The sequence below is a fragment of the Sphingomonas gilva genome, from assembly GCF_003515075.1.
Classification (GTDB): Bacteria; Pseudomonadota; Alphaproteobacteria; order Sphingomonadales; family Sphingomonadaceae; genus Sphingomonas; species Sphingomonas gilva.
On the sequence record NZ_QWLV01000002.1, the window covers coordinates 264,554 to 288,301 of the forward strand.

Genomic DNA, 23,748 nt, shown 5'->3' on the forward strand with positions numbered 1-23,748 from the left:
CGGTCTCACAAGGCGTTGTAACCTATGATGTCTTCTGAGCCGAACTCGAATGCCCGGCGCGCCACGCGCATGATGGTCGATTCGCCCCAGCCCAGTGCTGGCGTCGGCAACGCGTTGCGCGACACGTTCCGCGCGCTCGAAGACCTGCCTTGCGACATGCAGCGCATGCTCGAAAGGCTCCGCGCCACCGCCTGACGCTCAGCGCGGACGGCTGAGTTCCTCGACCTCGTCCATGATCGTGTCGAGCGCGGATTTGTCCTGCGCCGCCTGGTCGGATCGCGCGGAGAGCTCATTCCCCGCCATGATCGCTTCCAGCGCCGTGCGCCCGCGCGCGACGCGGCTCTTGATCGTGCCGACCGCGACCCCGCAAATCTCGGCCGCCTCCTCATAGGCGAAGCCGCCCGCGCCCACCAGGATCAGCGCTTCGCGTTGCGATTGCGGCAGGTGGAGCAGCGCGCGCTGCATGTCGCCCAGCTCGACGTGACGGTCCTGGCTGGCCGGCGCGGCGAGCAGCCGCTCCGCGACCAGATCGTCCCATTCGCCCTTGAAGCGCGATCGGCGCATCTGGCTCAGATAGAGGTTGCGCAGGATGATGAAGGTCCAGGCGCGCATGTTGGTCCCGGCCTGGAAGCGCAGCCGCGCCGCCCAGGCCTTGAGCAGCGTTTCCTGCACCAGATCGTCGGCCAGGTCGCGGCTGCCCGACAGCGAACGACCGAATGCGCGCAGATGCGGGATGACCAGCGCCAGCTGCGCCTTGAACTCGTCGTCGGAAAGCGGGGTGTGCGGGATCTCCTCGCGCGCCGCCTCGTCATCCTCGTCGTCGTCAATCCGGGTGGGTTGGCTGTCGGTCATACGCTCCGTCAAGAATACAGGGCCCGTACCGGCGGCACCGATCGCGAAGATAGGTGCGCCGGTCGCATTTGGCCAGACGTTGAAATGAAATGCAGATGCCGCTCGTCAGATCATCAGCACGATCGCGAAGAGCACGATGATCGCGACCAGCGATATGCCGAGGATATAGCGGGTCATGTGCGGCGTCGCGCCTGCCCGCGCCTCGTCGGTGGAGACATGGGTCTCGCCATTTTCGTCATGCATCGTTCGTCTCCCGTCTGGGGTGTGTCCTCACGCGGCGGGGACCGTGGTTTCGTCGAAGAACAGCGCCTGGGCGATCGCCGCCTTCACGGTGGAGCGCTGGAACGGCTTGGTGATCAGGAAGGTCGGCTCGGGCCGCTCGCCGGTCAGCAGCCGCTCGGGGAACGCCGTGATAAAGATCACGGGCACTCGGAACTCACCCAAAATATCCTTCACCGCGTCGATGCCCGAGCTGTCGTCGGCCAGCTGGATGTCGGCGAGCACCAGGCCCGGCCGGTCCTCCATCGCCAGCGCCACCGCCTCGTCGCGCGTCACCGCGACGCCGGTCACCTCATGGCCCAGATCGCGGACGATGGTCTCGATATCCATCGCGATGATCGGCTCGTCCTCGATGATCAGCACCCGCGCGCGGGTCTGGTTCTCGATCTCGCGGAGCGCCTCGGCGACAAGCTCGTCGACCTCGTCCGCGTCGGTCTCGATCAGATAGGCGGTGTCCTCGGGCGTGAAGCCCTCCATCGCGGTCAACAGCAGCGCCTGACGCGACATCGGCGTCATCCGGGCGAGACGCGCGCGCGCGATCGACTCGGCATCGTCTCCTCCACCCTCGTCACCGCCCTGGTCCAGGTTCGTCGAGTTCCAGATGCCCTGGAACATGCGGTAAAGCGCCAGCCGCGGATCGACGTCGCGCGGGAACTCGTCGGGCGCTGCGACGATCGCCTCCAGCGTAGCGCGAACATAGGCGTCGCCATGGGTCTGGCTGCCGGTCAGCGCGCGGCCATAGCGGCGGAGGAAGGGCAAATGGGGGGCAAGCTGCTGGCCTAACGACATGACGGGTAATTACTCCTCCGAAACATTGCGGCCTTTTGGGTCCGGTGGTCGGTGAAAGCAACCCGCGCTGCGGCACACGTCCCCCGGCGCCCGAAGGACGCATGATGGATGGAACAAACGACGCGGTTTTTTGTTTCCATCACCACCCTCGGCCATTATCGCCCCACCCAGAAGGGCCGGATTGGCCGGAGTTCGGAGCGCAAGGTAAGGCTGTATCGGGGGTCCAGGGGGAAGTGCGTTGAGTTCGGAAAAGAATCAAAAAACTGAAATGACCCGCAAGACCGCCGGCAAGAAAGTCCATTCCAAGGATCAGGACATGGGGGCTGCGCTGCGCTCCGTGTATCAGAAAACGGTAGACGAATCGGTCCCGCCGGAGATGCTCGACCTGCTCTCCAAGCTGGGCTGATCGCGGCGCCGTGGCGCGCGCCGACCCCGCTATGACCGATCCGCGCACCCTGCGTGATCCCGCCCGGCTCGCCACCGGGCTCAAGATGTTCCTCATCCTCGTGCTGGCGCTGCTGCCGCTGGGGATGATCGCGCTGATCGCGACGCTGCAATCCACCCGCACCGCCGATGTCGAACGCCGCGCGCTGCTCCGCGTCGCCGCTACCGAAAGCGCGCGCGCCCTCTCGATCGAGTTGGTCGGCGACATGGGCGCGCTGCGCACTGCCGCCAATGTGCTCGCGGCCGATCCCGGCAATGCGGAGAGCTGCGATCGGGTGCGCAGCATCCTTGCGGTGCAGACCAGCCGCGATGCCCGCTTCTCGATCGGCCATCGCGGCCAGACCGCGCTCTGCGGCGAACGTTTCGCACCCAGTTTTCCGGGCGAGGCCGGCGCGTCGGGCGACATCGTCAGCCGCATCGTTCCCAACGAAGGTCTGCTCTTGGCTGTGCGGTCGGACGACCGTTCGGTCGTCGCCAAGGCGTATTTTCCGCTCGTGCTGCTTGCCAGTGTCGGGCGCCCCACGGGCATGATGCCCGGCTATCGGCTTTCCGTGGTATCCGGCGAAAGCCGCCTGGCCTTGCGCGACACCGCGCAGTTCGGGCCCTTCTCGCGCGAGGAGCATATTTCGGTCCCGCTCGGCGTGGGGGATCTGAATGCGGAGATGAGCCTCAGCCGCGTGCCGCTGACCGCCCCCGAGATCGTCGCGCTGATCGCGCCGCTGCTGATGTGGTTCGCCGCCGCGGCGATTGCGTGGCTGGTGACCGACCGGTTGCTTCTCGCCCCGCTGAAGCGGCTGCGGCGCGAGCTGGTCGCCTACCGCCCCGGCGAAAGCTTCACCCCGCCCCCCGATTCGCGCACGCCCGCGGTCGAGCTCCAGGAACTCGGCGAAACCTTCCGCCGCATCACCGCGATCGTCGCCGACCATGAAGCCGATCTGGCGCGCGGCCTCGAACACCAGACGCGGCTGACGCGCGAGGTGCACCACCGCGTCAAGAACAACCTGCAGGTCATCTCCAGCCTGATCAATCTGCATGCGCGCGGCGCAAAGGGTGCGGAGGCGGTGCGCGCCTACGCCTCGATCCAGCGTCGGGTCGATGCGCTTTCGGTGGTCCACCGCAACTATTTCGCCGAACAGGAGGTCAATCGCGGGCTGAACCTGCGGTCGGTGCTGGGCGAGCTTGCCTCGAACATCCGCGCGACCGCGCCTGAGGGATCGGCGCGGATGCAGATCATGCTTGAGCTCGAATCGCTTTACGTCACGCAGGATACGGCGGTCGCGGTGTCGTTCCTCGTCACCGAGCTGATCGAGCTGGCGATGCAGGTCGATCCATCGGCTACGCTGGCGATCACGCTCCGATCGGTCGATCTGCCCGGGCGCGCCGAACTGGCCGTTCGATCCCCCGCGCTTCAAGCGAATAGCCGCCTGACGAAACACATGGCCGGCAGCGTCGCCCGCGTGATCGAGGGTCTGGGCCGCCAACTACGGTCACCGCTCTCGCAGGATCCGGAGCGGGGACGTTTCGCGGTGGAAATCGGCTATGTCGCGCGCGACTGACAAAAAATGAATCAAACATGATTTTTTTATCGCGCCGGTGGAACCGCTGATCGAGATCGCCGTTTTGACTTTCGGACAGCGACCTTTTGCCCCCCCGCTCTCGCTGTCCAGAACACGGGCCCGGACGAACCGCCATCCCCCCAGGCGGCTCTCCGGGCCCAATTTGTTTCGCTGGTAGCCCCTGCCAAAAGACGGTGCGCAGACGGAACGAATCTTCCGTTCGCGCGTCGCACCCTTTGCGCATTTGCGCGAGTACTCGGGAGAAATTGATATGCTTCGCAAGTTTCTGGGCGTCGCCATGATTTCGGCCGCCATCCTCGTATCCGCCTGCAACACCGTCGAAGGCGCGGGCGAAGACGTGCAGTCGGTCGGCGAAACCGTCTCCGACGCCGCCGATTGATCTTTAGACCAGATCGTCGGGCACAAACCAGGCCGGACGGCCAAAGCGGCGCGCCCGGCCGATCTGGTAGGGAATGACAAAGCCGGCGCGGTCTTCGGGATCGCGCCGGGCATTCGAAAAGGCGAGCTTTTGCCAATCGGCGAGGCTCGCCTTTTCATCGAGTTCGCCTTGGCTCAGCGCCTGCCACAGCTCGCCGCGGAATCGCGCGATCGCCTCGCCCGGCTGCTGCCACAGCACGCCCAGCTCGGTGTCCCATTCGAAGCTGCGCCCGTTGATGTTGGCGGACGACAGCAGCACGGCATCGTCGTCGGCGATCACCAGCTTTGAATGGATATGGATCAGGCCGGATCCGAATGCGGTTCCGCGATCCTCGGCGAATTCGCGCTCCTTGCCCTTGGCCCTCGCATCGCGCGCGAGCGTGAACAGCCCCACCCGCTCCGCGCCACCGGCCTTTACGACACGCTTCAGCGCGCGCGCCTGCAGATATTCGCCGTGCCGGTGCGCCGGGTTGCTGCCCTGACCCTCGAAAGCGATTTCCTCAGGCGTGTTGGCGATCAGGATGATCACCTCCAGCGCCGGACTGGCCTTGAGCGCGGCTGCCAGCCAGCGCGCGGCGTCATTCGAACGAAAGAACTGCGCTTCGACATACAGCCGCTTTCGCGCCGAGCCGAACAGCAGCGCATGCGCCGCCTTCAGTTCGCGAACATTGGCGTGCGGACCGAATGCGAACGCGGAATCATTGCGGCAGGATCGCGTCCGCAGCAGTTGCGCGGTCGCCGATCCGGTTTCGGCCAGATCCGTGTCGGGTTCGGCGAGCGGTCCGATCTCACCCAGGGCGATGGCCTCAGGCGCGCCCTCGCTCCAATATTCGGCGATCTCCTTGGCGCGCGGCGCCTCGCTGTTCCACAGCCGGGCATAGTGCCGCGCCGCATCGGCCACGACGGGTCCGGTCAGCCGGCAGGAGATGTCGTGCCAGGTCTGATCGGCACGCTGATCGTGATCGGCATCGTCGTATCGCCGGTTGTTGACGTCGATCCCACCGACGATCGCGGTCCGCCCGTCGAACAGCGCGAACTTGTGATGGAACGTCGCGGGCCAAAGCCGCGGCGGCGCCGACGCCTTCCAGCCCAGCGCCTTCGCCCCTTCCCATCTGACGTTGCGCCACAGCCCCGGCCGCGCATCGATCGCGCCCTCCTCCGCCAGCACTGCGGCGATCACCCTCCTGGTCTTGCTCCTCAGCGGCAGACGCAGCAGTTGCCGCCAGGCCCAGCCGATCTCGCCGGCATGCTCGATGACCATCACCTGCACGCGGCCGTCCTCGGCCTCCTGCAGCGCTTTCAGCCGGCGGAAGGCGCGCCACGATCCGGCGTGGAGATAATCGGCCATCACCGGCTCGAAATCGGCGAGCATGATCCTGACGGCGACGCCCTTGCCGGCGATATGCCCGATCAGTTCGCCCCAGTCGGCGAGCCCCAGCGCCTTCGCCTCGCCCGAATGGAGCCTTGTGGCGGGATCGAAGATGCGAAAGGCCAGCCAGACATGCTCGGTCGCCTCCAGCGCCAGCCGTTCGAGCTCGGGAAACATCTCCGCCGCTTCGATCAGCGGCTCGACCGCGCAACCGGCGCGCGGCGGAAACGGGTCGTCGGCCTGGTCGCGCGCGCGCATCGCGTTCGCCGCGGTCACGACGATGCCGCTCATGCCTCCTTCGCGACCTCCCGCTTACGCTTACGCTCGGTGAACCAGATGCCGATGATCGACAATTCGTAGAGCAGCACCAGCGGGATCGCGAGGAGGAACTGCGATCCGATATCGGGCGGGGTCAGCACCGCCGCGATCGCGAACGCCCCGACGATAGCGTAGCGCCGTCCGGAAATGAGCTGCCGCCTGGTGACGATGCCGGCGCGTTCGAGCAGCATCAGCAGCACCGGCAGCAGGAAGCTGACCCCGAAACCGAACAGGAATTGCATGACGAACGACAGATAATTGCCGATCGCCGGCATCGCCTCCTGCTGCACCCCGCCGATATCCCCCTGAAAACTCAGCAGGAATTTAAGCGCGGTGGGGATCGCGATATAATAGGCGAGCGCCGCGCCCAGAGTGAACAGCAGCGGCGTCGCCAGCAGGAAGGGCAGCAGCGCCCGCCGTTCGCGCCGGTAGAGACCGGGGGCGACGAACTGCCACAATTGGTTGGCGATGATCGGGAAAGCGAGCATCAGCGCCGCGAAGAAGGCGACCTTCACCTGCACGAAGAAGGCCTCGAAAATCTGCGTGTAGATCAGCTTGCCTTGCCCCGCCGCCAGCAGCGGCTGCGCCAGGAAACCGAAGATCGGCTGGGCGAAATAGAAGCAGACGCCGAAGCATGCCGCCAGCGCTAATATGCTATAGAGCAGCCGCCGGCGAAGCTCGATCAGATGATCGAGCAGCGGCGCCTTGCTCTGGTCGATCTCGGCGTCTTCGGTCACGGCCGCGGCGTCATCTGCGGCGGCGGACCGCCCTGATCCGCCTCGTCGGAAGCGCGCTCGGCGGCAACGTCGGCGGCTTCGCCATCATCGGCGGTCGCCACCATCGGATGCTCGGGCGCGGGCATCGGGTGCTCGCGCATGATCCGCTCATTTTCCGCCGCCCATTTCTTTTCCATTTCCTCGAGCTCGGCCTCGCGAACCATATTGTCGAAGCCTTGGCGGAACTGACGCGCGACACCGCGCGCGCGGCCGACCCAGTGGCCGACCACGCGCATCGCCTTGGGCAGGTCCTTGGGGCCGATGACCAGCAGCGCGACCAGCGCGACGATGGCCATCTCTGAAATGTTGAAATCGAGCATCGATGCGCTCCGGCGCGGAGCTTAGCGGGGGGTCTTCTGCTCTTCCGCCACGGGGGTGATCACGGTCTCGCTGGCCGGGCGGGCGGCCTCCTGCGCCTCGATGCGAGGGGCCGGCTTCTGCGCCGCCTCGTCCTCCTCGGTCATGCCCTTCTTGAAGCTTTTGATGCCCTTGGCGACATCGCCCATCATGTCGGAAAAGCGGCCCTTGCCGAACAAGAGCAGCACGATGATCCCGACGATCAGCCAATGCCAGATGCTCAAACCGCCCATTTCGAAGAATCTCCTGTACGCGCGCCCTATCTAGGCGTTCTCGCCGGCAGATTCCACCGCCAGTTCCTCAAAAGCGAGATCGACCGGATCGAGCAGCCCGGCGGCGCGCAGATCGTCGATGCCGGGCAGGTCGCGGCGGCTGGCGAGGCCGAAATGCGCGAGGAATTCCGGCGTGGTCGCATAGGTCAGCGGGCGCCCCGGCGATTCGCGGCGCCCGGCGGGCCGCACCCACCCCGCCTCCATCAGCACGTCGAGCGTCCCCTTGGAGATCTGCACCCCGCGGATCGCCTCGATCTCGGCGCGGCTGACCGGCTCGTGATAGGCGATGATCGCAAGGGTCTCGATTCCCGCGCGGCTCAGCTTCCTCGCTTCCTCGCGCTCGCGGCGCAGGACGTGCGCCAGGTCGGCCGCTGTCTCGAAATGCCAGCGCTCGCCGCGCCGCACCAGCACCACGCCCCGCCCCGCATATTCGGCCTCCAGCCGTTCGAGCACCGCGCGAACGTCGAAGCCCTCGCCGACATGTGCGGCGATATCGTGTACCGTCAGCGGCTCTGAGGCGGCGAACAGCACCGCCTCCACCGCGCGCGCCAGTTCGTCGGCCGGGTTCACGACGCGACCTTCAGGTAGAGCGGCGCGAAGGGCGATTTCTGCTTGAGCTCCACCCGCCCCTGCCGCGCCAACTCCAGCACGGCGAGGAAGCTCGACGCAAGCGCCGATTTGCGCAGCTGCGGTGTCGCGCCTTCGGGCAGGAACGCTTGAATCGCGGTCCACTCGATCGCGCTGCCGACCAGCCGCGACACGCGCTCGATCGCCGCCTCCAGCGTCATCACCTCGCGGCTCGCCACGACATGCATCACCGGCCGCGTGCGCGCCGAGACGCGGCCATAGGCGGCTATTAGGTCGTAGATTTCGGCTTGCCAATGTGCTTTGCGCAGGGTGCGGAGGCCCTCCGGCGCGCCGCGCAGGAAGACGTCGCGGCCGATCCGGTCGCGCGCCATCAGCCGCGCCCCCGCCTCGCGCATCGCGTTGAGGCGTTCGAGGCGGAGCTGCAGGCGCAGCGCCAGTTCCTCAGGGCTGGGCTCGACCTCGGGATCGCGCGGCAGCAGCAGGCCGGACTTGAGATAGGCGAGCCACGCCGCCATGACGAGATAATCGGCGGCGATCTCCAGCTTGAGCGACCGCGCCTCCTGGATATAGCCGAGATACTGCTCGACCAGCGCGAGGATCGAGATCTCGCGCAGATCGACCTTCTGCGTGCGCGCCAGCGCCAGCAGCAGGTCGAGCGGCCCCTCCCACCCCTCGATATCGATCGTCAGGGCGTCGGCGTCGCTCACGCCGCCGCCAGCAATGCATCGCGCCTGGCGACGAGCTCGGCGAAATCCGCCTCCTCGCGGCCGTCGGCGATCGTCGCCATCGCCCGGTCGAGCCGTTCGCGCGCCCGACCGGTCATCGGCGGGCAGCGACGGACGATGTCCTGCATCTCGTCCATCCGCCCCCAGCAATCGAGCACCACGTCCACCCCGGCGGCGAGGGCGCGCACCGCCTTCTCGCCGGCCGAGCCCGACAGCGCCTTCATGTCGATATCGTCGGTCATCAAGAGGCCGTCGAAGCCGATCCGCCCGCGGATGATATCCTGCACCACGGCCGGCGAGAGCGTTCCGGGATTGTCCGCGTCCCACGCGCGGTAGAGCAGGTGCGCGGTCATCCCCATGGGCGCCCGGTTGAGCGCGACGAAGGGGGCGAGATCACTCTCCAGCTCCTCCGCGCTCGCATCGACATGGGGCATCTCCATATGGCTGTCGACCAGCGCCCGGCCATGCCCCGGCATATGCTTGACCACGCCGACCACCCCGCCCCTGCGCAAGCCGTCCAGGATCGCCCGACCCATCGCCGCGACGCGCATGGGCTCCCTGCCCAGCGCGCGATCGCCGATGATCGCGTGCGTCGAGGGCGTCGCCACGTCGAGCAGCGGCAGGCAATCGACCGTCACGCCGACCTCGGCCAGGATGTGCGCGATCGCGCGCGCATTGGTCCGCGCCGCCTCGATCGCCGCCATCGGCGATATCTCGTAGAGCGCGTCGAAGCGCGGCCCCGGCGGGAATTCGGGCCAGACCGGCGCCTTCATCCGCGCAACGCGGCCACCCTCCTGGTCGATCAGGATCGGCAGGTCATCACGCCCGTGGAGCGACCGAAGGTCGTCGGTCAGCGCGCGCATCTGATCCCGGTCGGAGACGTTGCGGCCGAACAGGATATAGCCCGCCGGATCGGCCTCGGTGAAGAAAGCGCGTTCGTCGGGGGTGATCGCGGGGCCGGACAGGCCGAAAATGGCGGGGGTCATGTCCGGGTTTTAGCGCAGGCCGTGCCGCAAACAATCCTCCCCGGCACGGGGAGGGGGACCGCCGCTCGGAGAGCGGTGGTGGAGGGGGCTCGCCGTAAACGGTGTCGCGCGCGGCTTTCCCCCTCCACCACGCTACGCGTGGTCCCCCTCCCCCGCTTCGCGAGGGAGGAATTTAGATCACCCCACCACCATGCAGTTCTCGCCGCCGACCTTCAGCTTGCCGCAGACTTCGCGCGCCTGCTCGCTCGATCCCGCGGCGGCGCGCAGGCGATAGAGGGTGGCGCCCGCCACCTTGGTCGATTCCACCGCCTTGGTCAGCGGCGTGAGGAAGGCGAAACGCTTCGACAGCCGGTCCCACGCCTTGTTCGCGGCGGCTTCCGAGCTGAACGCGCCGAGCTGGACCAGCACCCCGCCCGCCGGCGTGCGCGCGGGCGCGCCCGGCTGCGCGGTCGGCGCCTTGGCGGCGAGCCGGCCGCCCGATTCCGGCACCTTGGCCACCGCCTCCGCCTTGGCCTGAGCGGGCGGCGCCTTGGGCTGCGCGGCCGGCGCCGCCGCGCCGCGCTCCACCGGCGCCTCGGGCAGCGCGTCGAGATCGATCGCGCCCTTGGGCGCCTCGCCCGCCGAGGTGGCGAACTGCGTGTCGCCCTTGCCGTCGACGGTCATGCCGCCCGGCTGGTCCGGCTTGACCTTATAGTCGCCCTCCTGCGCGGCGATCAGCTCGCCCTGGCCGCCGGCGAGCCCGGCCTGACGCCCCTGCCACCAGTAGATGCCGCCGATGACGACGCCGATCGCGACCAGCCCGGCGATGACGAACGCCACCAGCTTGGCCGGGGAGATGCCCTCCTCCTCCTCGATCTCCTCTGCGGGTTCGAGCCATGGCAGCCGATCCTCGTCGCGCAACTCCATCTCGTCGCGGCCCATATCGGTCATCACTGCATCTCCTCGACCGCCGTCACCCCCATGACGGCCAGGCCGTTACGGATAACCTGCGCGACGGCGTTGGCCAAGAACAGGCGTGCGCGCGTCACGTCATGGTCGTCGGTCAGCAGGAAACGCCGCGCAGGATCATCATTGCCCATGTTCCACAGCGCATGGAAAGCGGCAGCCAAGTCATAGAGATAAAAGGCGATCCTGTGCGGCTCGCGCGCCTGCACCGCGCCCTCCACGGTGCGCGGAAACTGGGCGGCGAGCTTGGCCAGCGCCAGATCGGCTGTCCCGAGCAGGGACAGATCGGCCGGCGCGTCAACCACGATTCCCGCCTCCGCCGCGCGCCGGTTGAGCGAGCGGATGCGCGCATGGGCGTACTGGACGTAAAAGACCGGATTGTCCTTCGACGCCTCCACCACCTTGGCGAAGTCGAAATCCATCTGCGCATCGGCCTTGCGCGTCAGCATGGTGAAACGGACCACGTCCTTGCCCACTTCGCGCACGACGTCCGCCAGCGTGACGAAATTGCCCGCGCGCTTGGACATCTTGACCGGCTCGCCGCCGCGCAGCAGCCGCACCATCTGGATCAGCTTGACGTCGAAGCGCGTCCGCCCCTCGGTCAGCGCCGCCACCGCCGCCTGGATGCGCTTGACCGTGCCGGCATGGTCCGCGCCCCAGATGTCGATCAGCTGGTCGGCGCTTTCGGCCTTCTGGTAGTGATAGGCCATGTCCGCGCCGAAATAGGTCCATTCGCCGGTGGACTTGCGGATCGGCCGGTCGGAATCGTCGCCGAATTTGGTCGAGCGGAACAGCGGCAGCACCACCGGTTCCCAATCCTCGGGCGTCTCGCCCTTGGGGGCTTCGAGCACGCCGTCATAGACCAGATCGCGCGCGCGCAGCCATTCCTCGGCCGCCTCGGGCTTGTTCGCCGCCTGCACCGCGGCTTCCGAGGCGAAAAGATCGTGATGGATGCCGAGCAGCGCGAGGTCTTCCTTGATCAGCTCCAGCATGGACGCGACCGCGATCTCGCGGAACAGCGCCAGCCAGTCGGCTTCGGGCTTGGCGGCATAGCGATCGCCGAACTCTTCGGCGATCGCGCGTCCGACCGGCTTGAGATAATCCCCCGGGTACAGCCCTTCCGGGATATCGCCGATATCCTCGCCCAGCGCCTCGCGGTAGCGCAGGTGCGCCGACCGCGCGAGCACATCGACCTGCCCGCCCGCATCGTTGACATAATATTCGCGCGTCACCTCGTGCCCGGCGAATTCGAGCAGGTTGGCCAGCGCATCGCCCACCACGGCGCCGCGGCAATGGCCCATGTGCATCGGCCCCGTCGGGTTGGCCGAGACATATTCGACATTGACCCGCACGCCCCTGCCGCTCGCCGAGCGGCCGTAATCGCCGCCGGCTTCCGCGATCGTCGCGATCTCGCCGCGCCAGGCGTCGTCGCTGAGCGTCAGGTTGATGAAGCCCGGCCCCGCGACGGCAATGGCCGTGATCTCGCCCACCTTCTCCAGCTCGGCCTTGATCGCCTCGGCGAGCGCGCGCGGATTGGTGCCGGCGGGCTTGGCCAGCACCATCGCCGCGTTGGTCGCGAGGTCGCCATGGCCGGCGTCGCGCGGCGGCTCCACCGTCACGTTGCGGCGATCGAGCCCCTCGGGCAGCGTGCCGTTCGCGGTCAGCGCATCGAGCGCGGCGTTCAGATGGGCGGCAAAGCGGGTGTAGAGCGTCACGGGCACTTCCAGTCAGGGAAGGCCGGCCTCTAGTCTATCAGCGCGACGATGAACAAGCCCGCGGCGGCGAGGCAGGCAATGGTGCGGACATGGTTCCACCTTGTCCAGCGATCGACATAATGCGCCCATAGCGCGCTATTGTCCGCCGCCGGATCGGCGCGGTCGATCGCGGTGTTGAGCGGCACGTTCCACACCATCGTCACCACGATATTGGCGAGCAGGTAGACGAGCGCCGCGGCGATCAGCCAGGGCGATGCCGGCATCGGCACGATCAGCGCGTAGATCGCCAACGCGATGCCCAGGATCGCCGTGCCGAAGAATACCGGCATGAACAGCGATCGCAGGATGACGCGGTTGATCGACACCATCGCCGCCATCCCCTCGGCCGGCGGACGCAGCGCCAGCGCCTGCATCACGAATGTGGAGAAGGCGAAGAACAGCCCGGCGATCAGCCCGCTTCCCAGCGCGGCGATGATGATGGCGGCGGTCAGCAGCATGGATTTCTCCCTCCGCCCGGAGGCTCGCCGATGATTGCAAGGCTTGCAATCCTGCTATTCCTCCCTCGCGAAGCGGGGGAGGGGGACCGCACGAAGTGCGGTGGAGGGGGCGCCCCGAACGCGGTGCTTGTGGCGATCCCCCCTCCACCATTCGCCTTCGGCGAACGGTCCCCCTCCCCCTGCTTCGCAGGGGGAGGATCTTTAGGCCAGTCCCTCCACCGGCTGCGCGGCGGTCGATTGGGGGAACAGCGTGGGCAGCACGCGCGCCGGCTCCAGCCCGAAATGCGCCGCCACCGCCCCGGCGATGAAGCCGTCCAGATCGCCCGTCGGCCTGAGATCGCGGCCTTCGTAGAGCGACGCCTGCGCCAGCCCCGGCCAGTCGGCGATCACCCGCCCGCCCTTGACGCCGCCGCCCAGCAGCATCGCCGCCGACGCCGTCCCGTGATCGGTCCCGTTGGTGCCGTTGACCGCCACCGTCCGGCCGAACTCGGTCGCGACCAGCACCATCGTGTTGGCCCATTCGGCGCCCAGACCGGTGCGGATCGCGCCGATCATCGCGTCGAGCCCGCGCAGCTGCGCGCCCAGCCGCGCCTTCTGCCCCGAATGCGTGTCCCACCCGCCGGTTTCGATCATCGCGATCCGCGCGCCGTTCGCCGGCGCCATCAGCCGCGCCGCGAGCGCGCCGGTCGCGGCGGCGTTGCGGCCGTTGTCGGCGGCGAGATCGCCGGTCAGCGTCCGCGTCGCCAGCGCCTGTTCCCACAGCCCGTGGAGCTGCGCGTCGCCCTGATAGAGCATCGACACGCGCTGGAGCAGGTCGTCCGATGCGTCGGGCAGGTTGGAGGGCGCATAGCTCGCCACCTCCCTGGTTCCGCGAAGCGCCAGCGGGATCGCCGCGGCGATGGCCAGCGCGCGCGCATCCGCCTCGGGCAGCAGCGCCAGCATCCGGTTGAGCCAGCCGTCCTTCAGCGCATAGGGGCCCTTGCCGCCGCTCTCCAGCACATTCTGCCCGTCGAAATGCGACCGCTCGCGATAGGGCGAGGCGACGGCGTGGGCGAACAGCGCCTGCTTCGCGCCGTAGAGCTTGCCCGTCTCGGCCAGCATCGGATGCAGCGTGAAGGTCGAATCGAGCTTGAGCCCGCCCTCGGCGATATCGGCGAGCACGCCGCGCTGGCCGGCGAAGGCCGGATCGCCCACCGGCACGACGATGCCGAGGCCGTCCGCCGCGCCGCGCTGGATGATGAAGACGAAGCGCTTGTCGGTCGGCGCCGCGGCAAAGGCGATGCGCGGCGCGAACAGCGCGGCGGCGGCGCCGATCGCGCCGGTCCTCAGCAGGTTCCTGCGGTCCATCATGATGCTCACCTCCGCATGAATTCGGGCGACACGAGCAGCAGCGCGAGGCCCTGCGCCGGGCTTTCGGCGCGCGCGATCCCCGTCCCGGTCGTCTCGCTCAGCCCGTCGCCGAACAGGCTGGCGGCGAGCGTCCGCGCATCCTGCTCCATCCGCGCGCGGCCGGCGAAGCGCCCCGCCGCCTCCACCCGCCGCATGATCGCGTCGGACCCCGCCCAGCTCGCCGCGATATCGTCGAACCCCGCGGGCGATCCCGGCCGCCATACGGCCTGGCCCAGCTGGGTGATGAATCCCGCGACATTGCCCGCGGGAAAGCTCTCCGCCCCCACCGCGCGGCCCGCCGACACCGCCCATTCCCACGGCGTCTTGAACTTGACCGGCTCTGCCGCCCACGCCTCTGGCGCGTCGACCAGCGCGCGATAGACCGTCGGCAGGTCGCCGCCCGATCGCAGGAAGGCGGCCTCGAGCTTCGCCACCAAGGTCGCCGGCGGCGCGTCGCCCGCGAAATGCCGGGCGAGCTTGGTCGCGATGTGGCGCGCCGTCGCCGGATGCGTCGCGAGCATGGCCAGCACCGCCTGCGCCTGCGCCTCGCCGCCTTGCGCGAAGCTCTTGCCCAGGATGGTGCGCGTGCCGGGCTCGTGGAATTGCGGCGCGAAGAGGAAGGCGCCCGGCTCGCCGTCGATCCGCCGCGCGACGCCGCGCCCGATCCCGCCGACGGTCCAGCCGGTCATCGCGCGGGCGAACTCGGTGACGTCGGCCTGGCCGTATCCGGTGCGCACGCCAAGCGTGTGCAGCTCCATGATCTCGCGCGCGAGATTCTCGTTCAATCCGCGCTTGCGGCCCCGGCCGGCGGCGCGCGTCCCTGCGCGGCTGTTGGGGCCGATCGATTGCGCCTGATCGAGGAAGACCAGCATCGCGGGATGCCGCTCGACCGCGCCCAGCATGTCGGCGAACCTGCCCAGCACATGCGGGCGGATCGCGGAGAACTCGAAATCGCCGGCAAGCCCCGCCACGGGCAGCTTGTCCGCCGAGATGGCGAAATGGTTCGACCAGAAATGGACCAGCCGCTCGACGAACGGCGTGTCGGTGGCGAGCGCGGCATTGGCGCGCGCCGCGACCGACTGCGCGTAGATGTCGCGGACATCGCGCCGCTCGGCGCGGCGCGCCTCCATCTGCGGCGATGCATCGTCCGCCGCTTCCATCCTGCGCTCGCGGCGTTCGGCGCGGCGCGTGCGGTAGAATTCGGCGATCTCGCCGGCGGCTTCGGCGCGGCCGGGCGCGTTGGCGATCGGTGCGGGGCGCGAGTCGAATCGGGCGAGCTGGTCGAGCAGCCAGGCCTTGGCGTCCCTGGGCGCGGCCTCTCCGGCGCGCGCGCCAAGGCCGAAACGGTTGCGGGCAATCGCGGTGGCGTCCATCGATCCGGCTCCTCTCTTGAGCCTGTCATGCGCCTGAATTGTCGCAAAACTATGCCAGGTTCAGAACGCTTCCGGAAGATCGACCTCGCCGACATGCTCGCGGTGCCGCGCGATGGCGTAGCGATCGGTCATGCCGGCGATGAAATCGGCGATGTGGCGGCTGCGCTGCGGCTCGCCCTCGGGCAGCCGCTCGCGCCATTCGGGCGGCAGGCGGCGGGGATCGTCGGCATAGGCGGCGAACAGCTTCGCCACCACGCCGCGCGCCATCTCCGCCGCCGCCGTCTGCTGCGGATGGTGATAGAGTTCGGCGTACATGAAGCGCTTGAGCGCGCGCTCCTCCCCCGCCGTCGCCTCGGAAAAGCCGGCGAGCGCCTGCCCGGCGCCGCGCACATCGTCCGCCGTCTCGATCCCTGCCGCGGCCACGCGCCGCCGCGTCTCGTCGATCAGGTCGCTCACCATCACGCCGATCTGGCTGCGCGTCAGCTCGCCGGTCAGCCGATCGTCGGAAATCCCCGGATAGCGCGCCCGCACCGCATTCCAGCCGCGCGCGATGAGCGGCACCGCCAGCAGCTGGTCGAGGCTCAGCAAGCCGCTGCGCAGCCCGTCGTCGATATCGTGATTGTCATAGGCGATGTCGTCCGCGATCGCCGCGATCTGCGCCTCCAGGCTCGGCCAGCGCGTCAGGTCGAGCGGCCATTCGGCATCGACGCCGACCAGCGCCCAGCCCGGCGCGGCGACCGGGCCATTATGCTTGGCCAGCCCCTCCAGCGTCTCCCAACCGAGGTTCAATCCAGGCCAGGCGGGATACGGACATTCGAGCCGCGTCAGCGCGCGCAGCGTGTGGCCGTTGTGATCGAACCCGCCATGCCCCGCGAGCGCCTCGCGCAGCGCGTCCTCCCCGGCATGGCCGAAGGGCGGGTGGCCGATATCGTGCGCCAGGCACAAAGCCTCGGTCAGGTCCTCGTTGAGCCCCAGCGCGCGCGCCACCGTGCGCCCGATCTGCGCGACCTCCAGGCTGTGGGTCAGGCGGACGCGGAAATGGTCGCCGTCGGGCGCCATGAACACCTGCGTCTTGTGGCGCAGGCGGCGGAAGCTGATCGAATGGATGATGCGATCGCGGTCGCGCTGGAAGGCGTCGCGCACGCCCCCGCGCACCGCCTCCGTCCCCTCGTCGTGTAGCCGGCCCCGGCTCGCGGCCGGATCGCTGGCAAGGGCGGCAAGTGTCCGGCGTTCCATGACATCGCACCTAGGACCTGTCCTCGCCACCGGCAATGATCAGGCGGGGGGAAGCTTCTCCACCTCGGCGCCTTCGGGGCTGGTCCAGTTGTAGCCGTCGACGCCCGCCGCCTTGGCCTTGGACATGAACGCGATCGCCTCACGCTCGGAGCCGAACGGCCCGACCAGCATCCGCCGCGTTCCGCCGAAGCGCGCGGTCCAGGCGTCCTGGCCTTTGAGCACCGGTGCGCGCGCCACCATCTTCTTGAAATCGCGCGCCAGCGCCGCCGGATTGGCCCCCGTGGCGATCTGCACCCAATAGCGTTCGGGCGCCGCCTTCTTCTTGGCCGCGGCTTCGGCATCCGCCTTCTTCTTCGCCGCGGCCGCATCGGCCGCCGCCTTGGCTTCCGCCGCCTTCTTCGCCGCCGCCTCCTCGCGCGCCCGCGCCGCGCGCGCGGCCCTTCGCTCCTCGGCCTGCACGCGCGCGACGTCCTCCAGCGACGCCGCCGGCCGGGCGGCGAGCTCGGCCTGCGGGATATCGATCCCGGCGATGATCGAGGCGAGCAGATCGGTGCGGGCGGCCGGCGTCGCCGGCACCGCCGCGGACCGCGTTGCCGGCGGCGCAGGCGCGGGCGACGGTGTTGGCGCTGAAGCCGCCGGTGCGGCCGCGCGCAACGTCGGCTTGGCTGCAGAGGCCGGCGGTCCGTAGACGGTGGTCGGCGCCGATGCGATCCGCGTGGCGGTTGGCGCGGGTGTCGGCGTCGGACGCGATGCCACGGCGGGCGCCGCCGGTTGCTGGGCCGCCACGGTTTGCGGCGAAGCGTTTCGGGCCGGTGTCGGTGCGGGCGTGGTGGATGAGGCGGCCGGCGCGGCCGCGCTGCGCACCGCCGTCGGCGCGGGCGTCGCCGTTCGTGCAGGCGCCGGGCTGGGCGTGGGGGCCGCCACGCGCCCTGGCGCAATGGCAGGAGCAGGGGCGGTCCGGCTCGCCTGCCGCGCGGTGCGTTCGGCCGCGCGCTGCTCGGTTCGCGTCGGCTGACTCGTGTCGGCATTCGCCATGCGTGTCGGCGCTGCTGCGGCGGGGCGCGGCGGCGGCGCGGTGGCGGCGGCGATCACCGGCCCCGCCGGCCGTGGCGCGCTCTGCCGCGCCAGCCGCGCGGCGTCGCCGCCCAGATGGCCGTAGTGCACCGCGAAGGCGCGCTCGCCGCCGTCGAGATCCTCCAGCTTGTCGAAATAGGGCCGCAGCATCTGCGCCATGCTCGCCGGCAGCGTCTGCTCGGCGATCTTGGCCGCACCGCCTTCGTCTCCCGTCATCGCCAGGATGAAGGCGCGCGACCGCCAGGCGGCGCGATCCTGCTTGCGGAGCAGCGGATCGAGCAGCGCCATCGCCTCGGCGCGCCGGTTCGAAATGCCCAGCGACAGCGCGTAGCGCCGCGTCACCTCGTCATCGGGCCTGCGCGCCAGCGCCATCGCATAGTCGCGCTGCGCCCGCGCCTGATCGCCGACCAGATCATAAGCGAGCCCGCGATCCGCGGCGATCTCGACCTCCGCCACGCCGTGGCGCGTCGCCTCATCGAACAGCCTGAGCGCTTCGCCGGGGCGTTCGAGCTCGACCAGCGCGCTCGCCATGCCCGCCTTCGCCTGACCGTTGTTCGGCGACACGTCCTGCGCGCGGAGGAAAAAGCTCAATGCGCCGTTGGGATCGCCCATCGCCAGCGCGCCGCGTCCGGCGGAGATCAGCGCGGGCACGTTCTTCGGATCGGCGGCGAGGATCTTCATGTCCTGCGCCAGCCGGTCGGCTTCGGGGTTGATCTGCTGGACGATCTCGCCCGGCGTGCCCTGGGCGAGGAGAGAGGTGGCGGGCAGCGCGAGCACCAGCGCGCCGGCGGAGAGCAGACGAATCTTTCGGATATGCATCGTGGGGCTGGTTACAGCCTCCCCCGCCTGAACGCCAAATGTCCGATTTGAACGGCAGCGGCAGAGCGGGGCGCACCGGCGACGAGCCGGCGCGCCCCGCCCTTCATTCGCTCACTGATTGTTCTGACGGTTGAGGAAGCGCGGAATGTCGGTCATGCCCTCGCCGTCAGGCTCGGTGCGCGTCGCGCCGCGCGTCGCGTTGGACATGCGCTCGAACAGCGTGCCGCCGCCGACCTTGACGCGCGGCGCCTTGGGCGCTTCGGTCACGGGTTCGTCGCCGTCGTCGCTGTAGAGCCAGCGGCGCTTCGGCGCTTCGGTCTTCGGCTCGCCCTCGGCGACGGGCTCATCGTCCGCCGCGACCGAGTCCTCGCCCAGCACCAGCTCGTCGGCCTCGGCCGCCTCAGGCTCCGGCTCCGCCACGGTATCGAGCTCCAGCGCATCGTCCGCCTCGGCCGTCTCCTGGACCGGATCGGCCTCGGCCGCAGGCTCGGGCGGGGTCAGATTGATGCTGAAGCCGGGAATGGCCACCGGAGCGGCGGGCGCCTCGGCCACCGGCGCGGAGGCCGGCTCGCTGCGGCGCGTCGCGAAGGGCAGCACCCGCGCGGGCTCCGCCTGGGTGGAGACATCGGCCTCGATGCCCGTCGCCACCACCGACACCCGGATCTTGCCCGACAGATTGTCGTTGAACGCCGAGCCCCAGATGATGTTGGCGTCCGGATCGACCAGCTCGCGGATATGGTTCGCCGCCTCGTCGACCTCGAGCAGACGCATGTCCTCGCCGCCGGTGATCGAGATGATCACGCCCTTGGCGCCCTTCATCGACACGCCGTCGAGCAGCGGGTTGGCGATCGCCTTTTCCGCCGCCTGGATGGCGCGGTTGTCGCCATCGGCCTCGCCGGTGCCCATCATCGCCTTGCCCATCTCGCCCATTACCGAACGCACGTCGGCGAAGTCGAGGTTGATCAGGCCGGGCATCACCATCAGGTCGGTGATGCCGCGCACGCCCTGCTGCAGCACCTCGTCCGCCATGGCGAACGCTTCCTTGAAGGTGGTGTCGGCATTGGCGATCAGGAACAGGTTCTGGTTCGGAATGACGATCAGCGTGTCGACATGCTTCTGCAGCTCGGCGATGCCCGCATCGGCGGACTTCATCCGGCGGCTGCCTTCGAAGCTGAACGGCTTGGTGACGACGCCCACGGTCAGGATGCCGCGGTCGCGCGCCGCCTTGGCGATCACCGGCGCCGCCCCCGTGCCGGTGCCGCCGCCCATGCCGGCGGCGATGAAGCACATATGCGCCCCGTCAAGCGCGCGCTCGACCGCCTCGATCGTCTCCTCGGCGGCGGCGCGGCCGATCTCGGGCCGCGAGCCCGCGCCCAGCCCCTGGGTGATCTTCGCGCCCAGCTGGATGCGCTGCTCGGCCGGCGAGGATTTCAGCGCCTGCGCGTCGGTGTTGGCGACCAGGAAGTCCACCCCCTGGACCTCCGCCTTGATCATGTTGGCGATGGCGTTGCCGCCCGCTCCGCCGACGCCGATCACGGTGATCCGCGGTGTCAGTTCATCGACATCCGGCGGAAGAAATTCGATGCTCATCTGCCTGTCTCCATCGTCCAGCGAAGGCATCTGCCTTTGCCCCTGCCCTTCATTGCAACATCCGATTCTGCGGGTCATCTAAAAAGTTAACGCCCGAGTCCCAAAATCTTAATAATTGAGCTTGGATGCGGCGAGCAGACGCTGCCACAGCGATAAACCGCTCGTCCGCGTCACCATCTGATGCGCCGGCGCCAGCGTGCGCAGGTCGACCGGATCGGACGCGGCATAGTAGGCGAGCCCCGCCAGCGTGGCGAAGCCGGGCCCGGCATGCGCATCGGGCAGCGCCGAAAGCCCGCGCGGCCGCCCGACGCGGACCGGCTGGCCCAGCGACGCCTGCATGTAATCCGCCATGCCCTTCAGCTCGGCCCCGCCGCCGGTGATCACCACCTGCCGCCCGACCGGGCCGGTGAAGCCAAGCTCGCGCAGCGCCTTGCCGATCTCGCCCGCCAGATGCTCCAGCCGCTGGCGGATCACCGCGATCAGCTGCGCGCGGGTGATGCGCTGCGGCGCCGCCGCCTCGTCCTCGCTGGAGATCGGCGCGACGTCGATCATGTCGTGATTGTCGCGCGGGGACGCGTTGGCGCTGCCGTAGAAGCACTTCATCCGCTCGGCCTGGGTCCGCCTGGTGCCGAAGGCGGAGGCGATGTCGTCGGTGATGTCCTGCGCGCCCCACGGCACGGTCTGCAGCCCGACCAGCATCCCGCCGGCGAACACCGACACGTTGGTGACGCCCGCGCCCAGCTCGACCAGCGCGACGCCCAGCTCGCGCTCTTCGTCGGACAGGCAGGCGAGGCCCGTCGCCACCGGCGCCGCGACGATCGACTTCACGTCGAGATGCGCCTGGCGAACGCACATGTCGAGGTTGCGCAAGGGGCTGCCGTCCGCCGCGACGACATGGATGTCCACCCCCAGCCGATCGGCATGCAGCCCCAGCGGGTTCTTGACGCCGTTCAGCCCGTCGATGGTGTAGAGCGTCGGGTTGGCGTGCAGCACCATCCGCCCGTCGGGATCGATCGAGTTGCGCCCGGCGAACAGCAGATCCTCGATGTCCGACTGCTCGACCCGGTGCCCGCCCAGCTCGACCTCGACCTTGGCGATGTCGCTGACCAGGCCGCCGGCCGAGAAGCTGACCCACACCGTGTCGATGTTGGTGCCCGCGATCCGCTCCGCCTGCTCGACCGCCTCGCGCACCGATTGCTCGGTCTGCGCCATGTCGGCGACATAGCCGCGCTTGACGCCGCGGCTCTCGCGCTGGCCGGTGCCCAGCACCTGCAGCTGGCCGTTCTCCTGCCGATGCGCGATCATCGCGGAGACCTTGCTGGTGCCGATGTCCAGCGCGGTGATCAGATTGTCCGGCGCCCTTTGTGCCATCGTCCTACCCCTCTGCCCGTTCGGCCGCGGTGGGCGCGTCTGCGCCTTCCCCATTCGCCGCCGGTTTCCTGCCCATGCCGCGCGGCACGCGCACGACGAACTTGGCCGGATCACGCATGTCGAAGCGCACGAAGCCGCGCCCCAGCAGCCGGTCCATCCCGTCCATCCGCGCGAAGCGCACCAGCGCCGCCGCCGCTTCCTTCTCGCCCTGCGGCAGCGCCAGCACCTCGCCCGACTGGAAGCGCAGGTCCCAGCGGCGGTTGCCCACCCAGGTCGCGCCCGCCAGCATCGGGTCGAGCGCGGGCGCGGCCTTCATCAGCTCGTTCAAGCCGGCGATCTGCCGGTTGGCGTCGGGGCCGATCACCAGCGGCAGATCGGGCATCTCGTCCAATGCGATCTGCTCCAGCACCACGCCCTCGGCATCGACCAGCCACAAGGTCTGGTTGTTCTGCCACACCGCGGACGGCGTCCGCTCGACGATGTCGACCAGCAGCGTGTCGGGCAGCCGCCGCGACACGCGCGCGTCGGCGATCCAGCCGTAATCGAGCAGCCGGTCGCGCACCTTGTCGAGATCGACCAGCGGCATCGCCATGGAGTGCTGGTCGAGCGCGATGGCATAGACCGTCAGCCGCTCCATCCGGTCGATGCCGGTCACCTCGACCCGCTCGACCTCGAAGCCCGCGCGGCCGATCGCCTCGGCGACGCCGACCCCCGCCGCCTGCGGCACGCCGAACGCGCTCGCCACGGCCACGCCGCCGATCGCGACCGTGCCGACGATCGCGCCGGTCGCGATCCGCCGCAGCGTGGCGACGCTGACGGGCAGATGGTCCATCGCGCGGTCGATCAGCGAGCGTTTCCTGAGCGCGCGGCTGTTCGACTTCTTCACCGTCTTGCGCGGGCTGCCACCGCGCTTGATCCGCGACGATTGCGCTCCCCGGCTCACAGCGCCTCCTCGACGATCCACTGGACCAGCTCGGCATAGCTCATGCCCACGGCCTTCGCCTGCTCGGGCACCAGGCTGAGCGGCGTCATGCCCGGCTGGGTGTTGACCTCCAGCAGGAACAATCCGTCGGCCCCCATATTGTCGTCCCAGCGGAAATCGGACCGCGACGCGCCCTTGCAGCCCAGCAGCCGATGCGATTCCACCGCCAGCTCCATGCACGCCCGCGCGATCTCCTCGGGCACCTCGGCCGGGCAGACATGCTCGGTCAGCCCCTCGGTATATTTGGCGTCGTAGTCGTAGAAGCCGTTCCTGGGCTTCAGTTCGGTCACGCCCAGCGCGCGGTCGCCCAGCACCGCGACGGTCAGCTCGCGCCCGCGGATGAACGGCTCGGCGAGCAGCTCGTCGAACTCGCTCCACGGCCCGATCGCGCTCCGCATGATCGGATTGCCGTAATTGCCTTCCTCGGTGACGATGGCGACGCCGACCGAAGACCCCTCGTTGACGGGTTTGAGCACATAGGGCCGCGCCATCGGGTCGCGCTCGAACAGCCCTTCGGACCTGACGATATGCCCGCCGGGCATCGGGATGCCGTGCGGCACCAGCGCCTGCTTGGTCAGCTGCTTGTCGATCGCGATGACCGAGGTGACCATCCCCGAATGGGTGTAGCGGAGGCCCATCAGGTCGAGCATCCCCTGCACCGATCCGTCCTCGCCGGGCGTTCCGTGCAGCGCGTTGAACACCAGGTCGGGCCTGGCGTCCGCCAGCCGCGCCGCGACGTCATGCCCCATGTCGATCCGCGTCACCCGGTGGCCGAGCGATTCCAGCGCATCGGCCACCCCCGCGCCCGACATCAGCGAAACCTCCCGCTCCGCCGACCATCCGCCCATCAGGACAACGATGTTGAGGGATTCAACCATAAATCCTCCCCATGCGAAGCAGGGGGAGGGGGACCGTTCGCCGAAGGCGAATGGTGGAGGGGGCAAGCCGCAAACGAAGCGCTCGTGGCGCTCCCCCTCCACCGTCCTGCGGACGGTCCCCCTCCTCCGC

At 69.1% G+C, this 23,748-nt stretch carries 25 protein-coding genes; 4 read left to right on the top strand and 21 right to left on the bottom strand.

Annotated features, from left to right (window positions below; all coding sequences use genetic code 11):
* The first annotated feature begins 69 nt into the window (after window positions 1-69).
* Window positions 70-195 (top strand): hypothetical protein, encoded by a 126-nt coding sequence (locus tag D1610_RS17515; protein ID WP_281268953.1) that lies wholly within the window; start codon window positions 70-72, stop codon window positions 193-195.
* Window positions 196-198: 3 nt separating this feature from the next.
* Here D1610_RS17515 and D1610_RS05885 read toward each other — a convergent pair whose 3' ends face one another.
* The 3 genes from D1610_RS05885 to D1610_RS05890 all read right to left on the bottom strand — a co-directional run bounded on the left by D1610_RS05885 (window position 199) and on the right by D1610_RS05890 (window position 1,920).
* Window positions 199-852, bottom strand: coding sequence for a sigma-70 family RNA polymerase sigma factor (locus tag D1610_RS05885; RefSeq protein ID WP_118863218.1), 654 nt, complete (start codon window positions 850-852; stop codon window positions 199-201).
* Window positions 853-957: 105 nt separating this feature from the next.
* The gene (locus tag D1610_RS17010) at window positions 958-1,095 is read right to left on the bottom strand and encodes a hypothetical protein (RefSeq protein WP_182466719.1); all 138 of its coding nucleotides are present in this window, start codon (window positions 1,093-1,095) and stop codon (window positions 958-960) included.
* A 27-nt stretch (window positions 1,096-1,122) separates the two neighbouring features.
* Window positions 1,123-1,920, bottom strand: a complete 798-nt coding sequence (locus D1610_RS05890) for a response regulator (protein ID WP_118863219.1) — start codon at window positions 1,918-1,920, stop codon at window positions 1,123-1,125.
* Window positions 1,921-2,188: 268 nt separating this feature from the next.
* Between D1610_RS05890 and D1610_RS16810 the strand changes: the two genes are divergently transcribed.
* The 3 genes from D1610_RS16810 to D1610_RS05900 all read left to right on the top strand — a co-directional run bounded on the left by D1610_RS16810 (window position 2,189) and on the right by D1610_RS05900 (window position 4,320).
* On the top strand, window positions 2,189-2,326 hold the full coding sequence (locus D1610_RS16810; RefSeq protein ID WP_147414267.1) for a NepR family anti-sigma factor: 138 nt from the start codon (window positions 2,189-2,191) through the stop codon (window positions 2,324-2,326).
* Window positions 2,327-2,336: 10 nt separating this feature from the next.
* Window positions 2,337-3,920, top strand: a complete 1,584-nt coding sequence (locus D1610_RS05895) for a sensor histidine kinase (protein ID WP_245942004.1) — start codon at window positions 2,337-2,339, stop codon at window positions 3,918-3,920.
* Window positions 3,921-4,191: 271 nt separating this feature from the next.
* Window positions 4,192-4,320 carry an entericidin A/B family lipoprotein gene (locus tag D1610_RS05900; RefSeq protein WP_118863220.1) on the top strand — a complete coding sequence of 43 codons (129 nt, stop codon included), beginning with the start codon at window positions 4,192-4,194 and terminating at the stop codon, window positions 4,318-4,320.
* A gap of 3 nt (window positions 4,321-4,323) precedes the next feature.
* On the opposite strand, the gene D1610_RS05905 is transcribed toward D1610_RS05900, so the two are convergent.
* From D1610_RS05905 to D1610_RS05990, 18 genes are all read right to left on the bottom strand, one after another.
* Window positions 4,324-6,018 (bottom strand): phospholipase D-like domain-containing protein, encoded by a 1,695-nt coding sequence (locus tag D1610_RS05905; RefSeq protein ID WP_118863221.1) that lies wholly within the window; start codon window positions 6,016-6,018, stop codon window positions 4,324-4,326.
* On the bottom strand, window positions 6,015-6,782 hold the full coding sequence (tatC, locus tag D1610_RS05910) for a twin-arginine translocase subunit TatC (protein ID WP_118863222.1): 768 nt from the start codon (window positions 6,780-6,782) through the stop codon (window positions 6,015-6,017). Before tatC ends, D1610_RS05905 begins: the two co-directional genes overlap by 4 nt.
* Entirely contained in the window at window positions 6,779-7,141 is a 363-nt protein-coding gene (gene tatB, locus D1610_RS05915; RefSeq protein WP_118863223.1) for a Sec-independent protein translocase protein TatB, read from the bottom strand. The genes tatC and tatB overlap by 4 nt, the downstream gene beginning before the upstream one ends.
* Before the next feature lie 21 nt (window positions 7,142-7,162).
* On the bottom strand, window positions 7,163-7,411 hold the full coding sequence (locus tag D1610_RS05920; RefSeq protein WP_118863224.1) for a twin-arginine translocase TatA/TatE family subunit: 249 nt from the start codon (window positions 7,409-7,411) through the stop codon (window positions 7,163-7,165).
* A 30-nt stretch (window positions 7,412-7,441) separates the two neighbouring features.
* Complete coding sequence (gene scpB, locus D1610_RS05925) at window positions 7,442-8,020, bottom strand: SMC-Scp complex subunit ScpB (RefSeq protein ID WP_118863225.1); 579 nt, start codon at window positions 8,018-8,020, stop codon at window positions 7,442-7,444.
* Window positions 8,017-8,745, bottom strand: a complete 729-nt coding sequence (locus D1610_RS05930) for a segregation and condensation protein A (RefSeq protein WP_118863226.1) — start codon at window positions 8,743-8,745, stop codon at window positions 8,017-8,019. Before D1610_RS05930 ends, scpB begins: the two co-directional genes overlap by 4 nt.
* Complete coding sequence (locus D1610_RS05935) at window positions 8,742-9,749, bottom strand: glycoside hydrolase family 3 N-terminal domain-containing protein (RefSeq protein ID WP_118863227.1); 1,008 nt, start codon at window positions 9,747-9,749, stop codon at window positions 8,742-8,744. The genes D1610_RS05930 and D1610_RS05935 overlap by 4 nt, the downstream gene beginning before the upstream one ends.
* 177 nt (window positions 9,750-9,926) lie before the next feature.
* Window positions 9,927-10,679 (bottom strand): SPOR domain-containing protein, encoded by a 753-nt coding sequence (locus tag D1610_RS05940; protein ID WP_118863228.1) that lies wholly within the window; start codon window positions 10,677-10,679, stop codon window positions 9,927-9,929.
* A complete protein-coding gene (gene argS, locus D1610_RS05945) occupies window positions 10,679-12,409 on the bottom strand; it encodes an arginine--tRNA ligase (RefSeq protein WP_118863229.1) in 1,731 nt (576 codons plus the stop codon). The genes D1610_RS05940 and argS overlap by 1 nt, the downstream gene beginning before the upstream one ends.
* A gap of 29 nt (window positions 12,410-12,438) precedes the next feature.
* A complete protein-coding gene (locus tag D1610_RS05950) occupies window positions 12,439-12,906 on the bottom strand; it encodes an anthrone oxygenase family protein (RefSeq protein ID WP_118863230.1) in 468 nt (155 codons plus the stop codon).
* 201 nt (window positions 12,907-13,107) lie between these two features.
* A complete protein-coding gene (locus D1610_RS05955; protein WP_118863726.1) occupies window positions 13,108-14,256 on the bottom strand; it encodes a DUF1501 domain-containing protein in 1,149 nt (382 codons plus the stop codon).
* A gap of 5 nt (window positions 14,257-14,261) precedes the next feature.
* Complete coding sequence (locus D1610_RS05960) at window positions 14,262-15,668, bottom strand: DUF1800 domain-containing protein (RefSeq protein WP_118863231.1); 1,407 nt, start codon at window positions 15,666-15,668, stop codon at window positions 14,262-14,264.
* A gap of 60 nt (window positions 15,669-15,728) precedes the next feature.
* Window positions 15,729-16,904, bottom strand: coding sequence for a deoxyguanosinetriphosphate triphosphohydrolase (locus D1610_RS05965; protein ID WP_118863232.1), 1,176 nt, complete (start codon window positions 16,902-16,904; stop codon window positions 15,729-15,731).
* Between the two features lie 39 nt (window positions 16,905-16,943).
* The gene (locus D1610_RS05970; protein ID WP_118863233.1) at window positions 16,944-18,797 is read right to left on the bottom strand and encodes an SPOR domain-containing protein; all 1,854 of its coding nucleotides are present in this window, start codon (window positions 18,795-18,797) and stop codon (window positions 16,944-16,946) included.
* A gap of 111 nt (window positions 18,798-18,908) precedes the next feature.
* Window positions 18,909-20,387, bottom strand: a complete 1,479-nt coding sequence (ftsZ, locus tag D1610_RS05975; RefSeq protein WP_118863727.1) for a cell division protein FtsZ — start codon at window positions 20,385-20,387, stop codon at window positions 18,909-18,911.
* A 108-nt stretch (window positions 20,388-20,495) separates the two neighbouring features.
* On the bottom strand, window positions 20,496-21,758 hold the full coding sequence (gene ftsA / locus D1610_RS05980; protein ID WP_118863234.1) for a cell division protein FtsA: 1,263 nt from the start codon (window positions 21,756-21,758) through the stop codon (window positions 20,496-20,498).
* A 4-nt stretch (window positions 21,759-21,762) separates the two neighbouring features.
* Window positions 21,763-22,701 carry a cell division protein FtsQ/DivIB gene (locus tag D1610_RS05985; protein ID WP_245942005.1) on the bottom strand — a complete coding sequence of 313 codons (939 nt, stop codon included), beginning with the start codon at window positions 22,699-22,701 and terminating at the stop codon, window positions 21,763-21,765.
* Window positions 22,698-23,618: a D-alanine--D-alanine ligase gene (locus D1610_RS05990; RefSeq protein WP_118863235.1), complete on the bottom strand. Its 921-nt coding sequence runs from the start codon at window positions 23,616-23,618 to the stop codon at window positions 22,698-22,700. The genes D1610_RS05985 and D1610_RS05990 overlap by 4 nt, the downstream gene beginning before the upstream one ends.
* Window positions 23,619-23,748: the final 130 nt, after the last annotated feature.

Coding starts and splice junctions, on each gene's coding strand:
- ftsA (WP_118863234.1), bottom strand. CDS start 21,758: ATGGCACAAAGGGCGCCGGACAATCTGATCACCGCGCTGGACATCGGC.
- D1610_RS05940 (WP_118863228.1), bottom strand. CDS start 10,679: ATGACCGATATGGGCCGCGACGAGATGGAGTTGCGCGACGAGGATCGG.
- D1610_RS05970 (WP_118863233.1), bottom strand. CDS start 18,797: ATGCATATCCGAAAGATTCGTCTGCTCTCCGCCGGCGCGCTGGTGCTC.
- ftsZ (WP_118863727.1), bottom strand. CDS start 20,387: ATGAGCATCGAATTTCTTCCGCCGGATGTCGATGAACTGACACCGCGG.
- D1610_RS05920 (WP_118863224.1), bottom strand. CDS start 7,411: ATGGGCGGTTTGAGCATCTGGCATTGGCTGATCGTCGGGATCATCGTG.
- D1610_RS05950 (WP_118863230.1), bottom strand. CDS start 12,906: ATGCTGCTGACCGCCGCCATCATCATCGCCGCGCTGGGAAGCGGGCTG.
- D1610_RS05960 (WP_118863231.1), bottom strand. CDS start 15,668: ATGGACGCCACCGCGATTGCCCGCAACCGTTTCGGCCTTGGCGCGCGC.
- D1610_RS05990 (WP_118863235.1), bottom strand. CDS start 23,618: ATGGTTGAATCCCTCAACATCGTTGTCCTGATGGGCGGATGGTCGGCG.
- tatB (WP_118863223.1), bottom strand. CDS start 7,141: ATGCTCGATTTCAACATTTCAGAGATGGCCATCGTCGCGCTGGTCGCG.
- D1610_RS05885 (WP_118863218.1), bottom strand. CDS start 852: ATGACCGACAGCCAACCCACCCGGATTGACGACGACGAGGATGACGAG.
- D1610_RS05955 (WP_118863726.1), bottom strand. CDS start 14,256: ATGATGGACCGCAGGAACCTGCTGAGGACCGGCGCGATCGGCGCCGCC.
- D1610_RS05935 (WP_118863227.1), bottom strand. CDS start 9,749: ATGACCCCCGCCATTTTCGGCCTGTCCGGCCCCGCGATCACCCCCGAC.
- D1610_RS17515 (WP_281268953.1), top strand. CDS start 70: ATGATGGTCGATTCGCCCCAGCCCAGTGCTGGCGTCGGCAACGCGTTG.
- D1610_RS05905 (WP_118863221.1), bottom strand. CDS start 6,018: ATGAGCGGCATCGTCGTGACCGCGGCGAACGCGATGCGCGCGCGCGAC.
- D1610_RS17010 (WP_182466719.1), bottom strand. CDS start 1,095: ATGCATGACGAAAATGGCGAGACCCATGTCTCCACCGACGAGGCGCGG.
- D1610_RS05965 (WP_118863232.1), bottom strand. CDS start 16,904: ATGGAACGCCGGACACTTGCCGCCCTTGCCAGCGATCCGGCCGCGAGC.
- D1610_RS16810 (WP_147414267.1), top strand. CDS start 2,189: ATGACCCGCAAGACCGCCGGCAAGAAAGTCCATTCCAAGGATCAGGAC.
- D1610_RS05890 (WP_118863219.1), bottom strand. CDS start 1,920: ATGTCGTTAGGCCAGCAGCTTGCCCCCCATTTGCCCTTCCTCCGCCGC.
- D1610_RS05900 (WP_118863220.1), top strand. CDS start 4,192: ATGCTTCGCAAGTTTCTGGGCGTCGCCATGATTTCGGCCGCCATCCTC.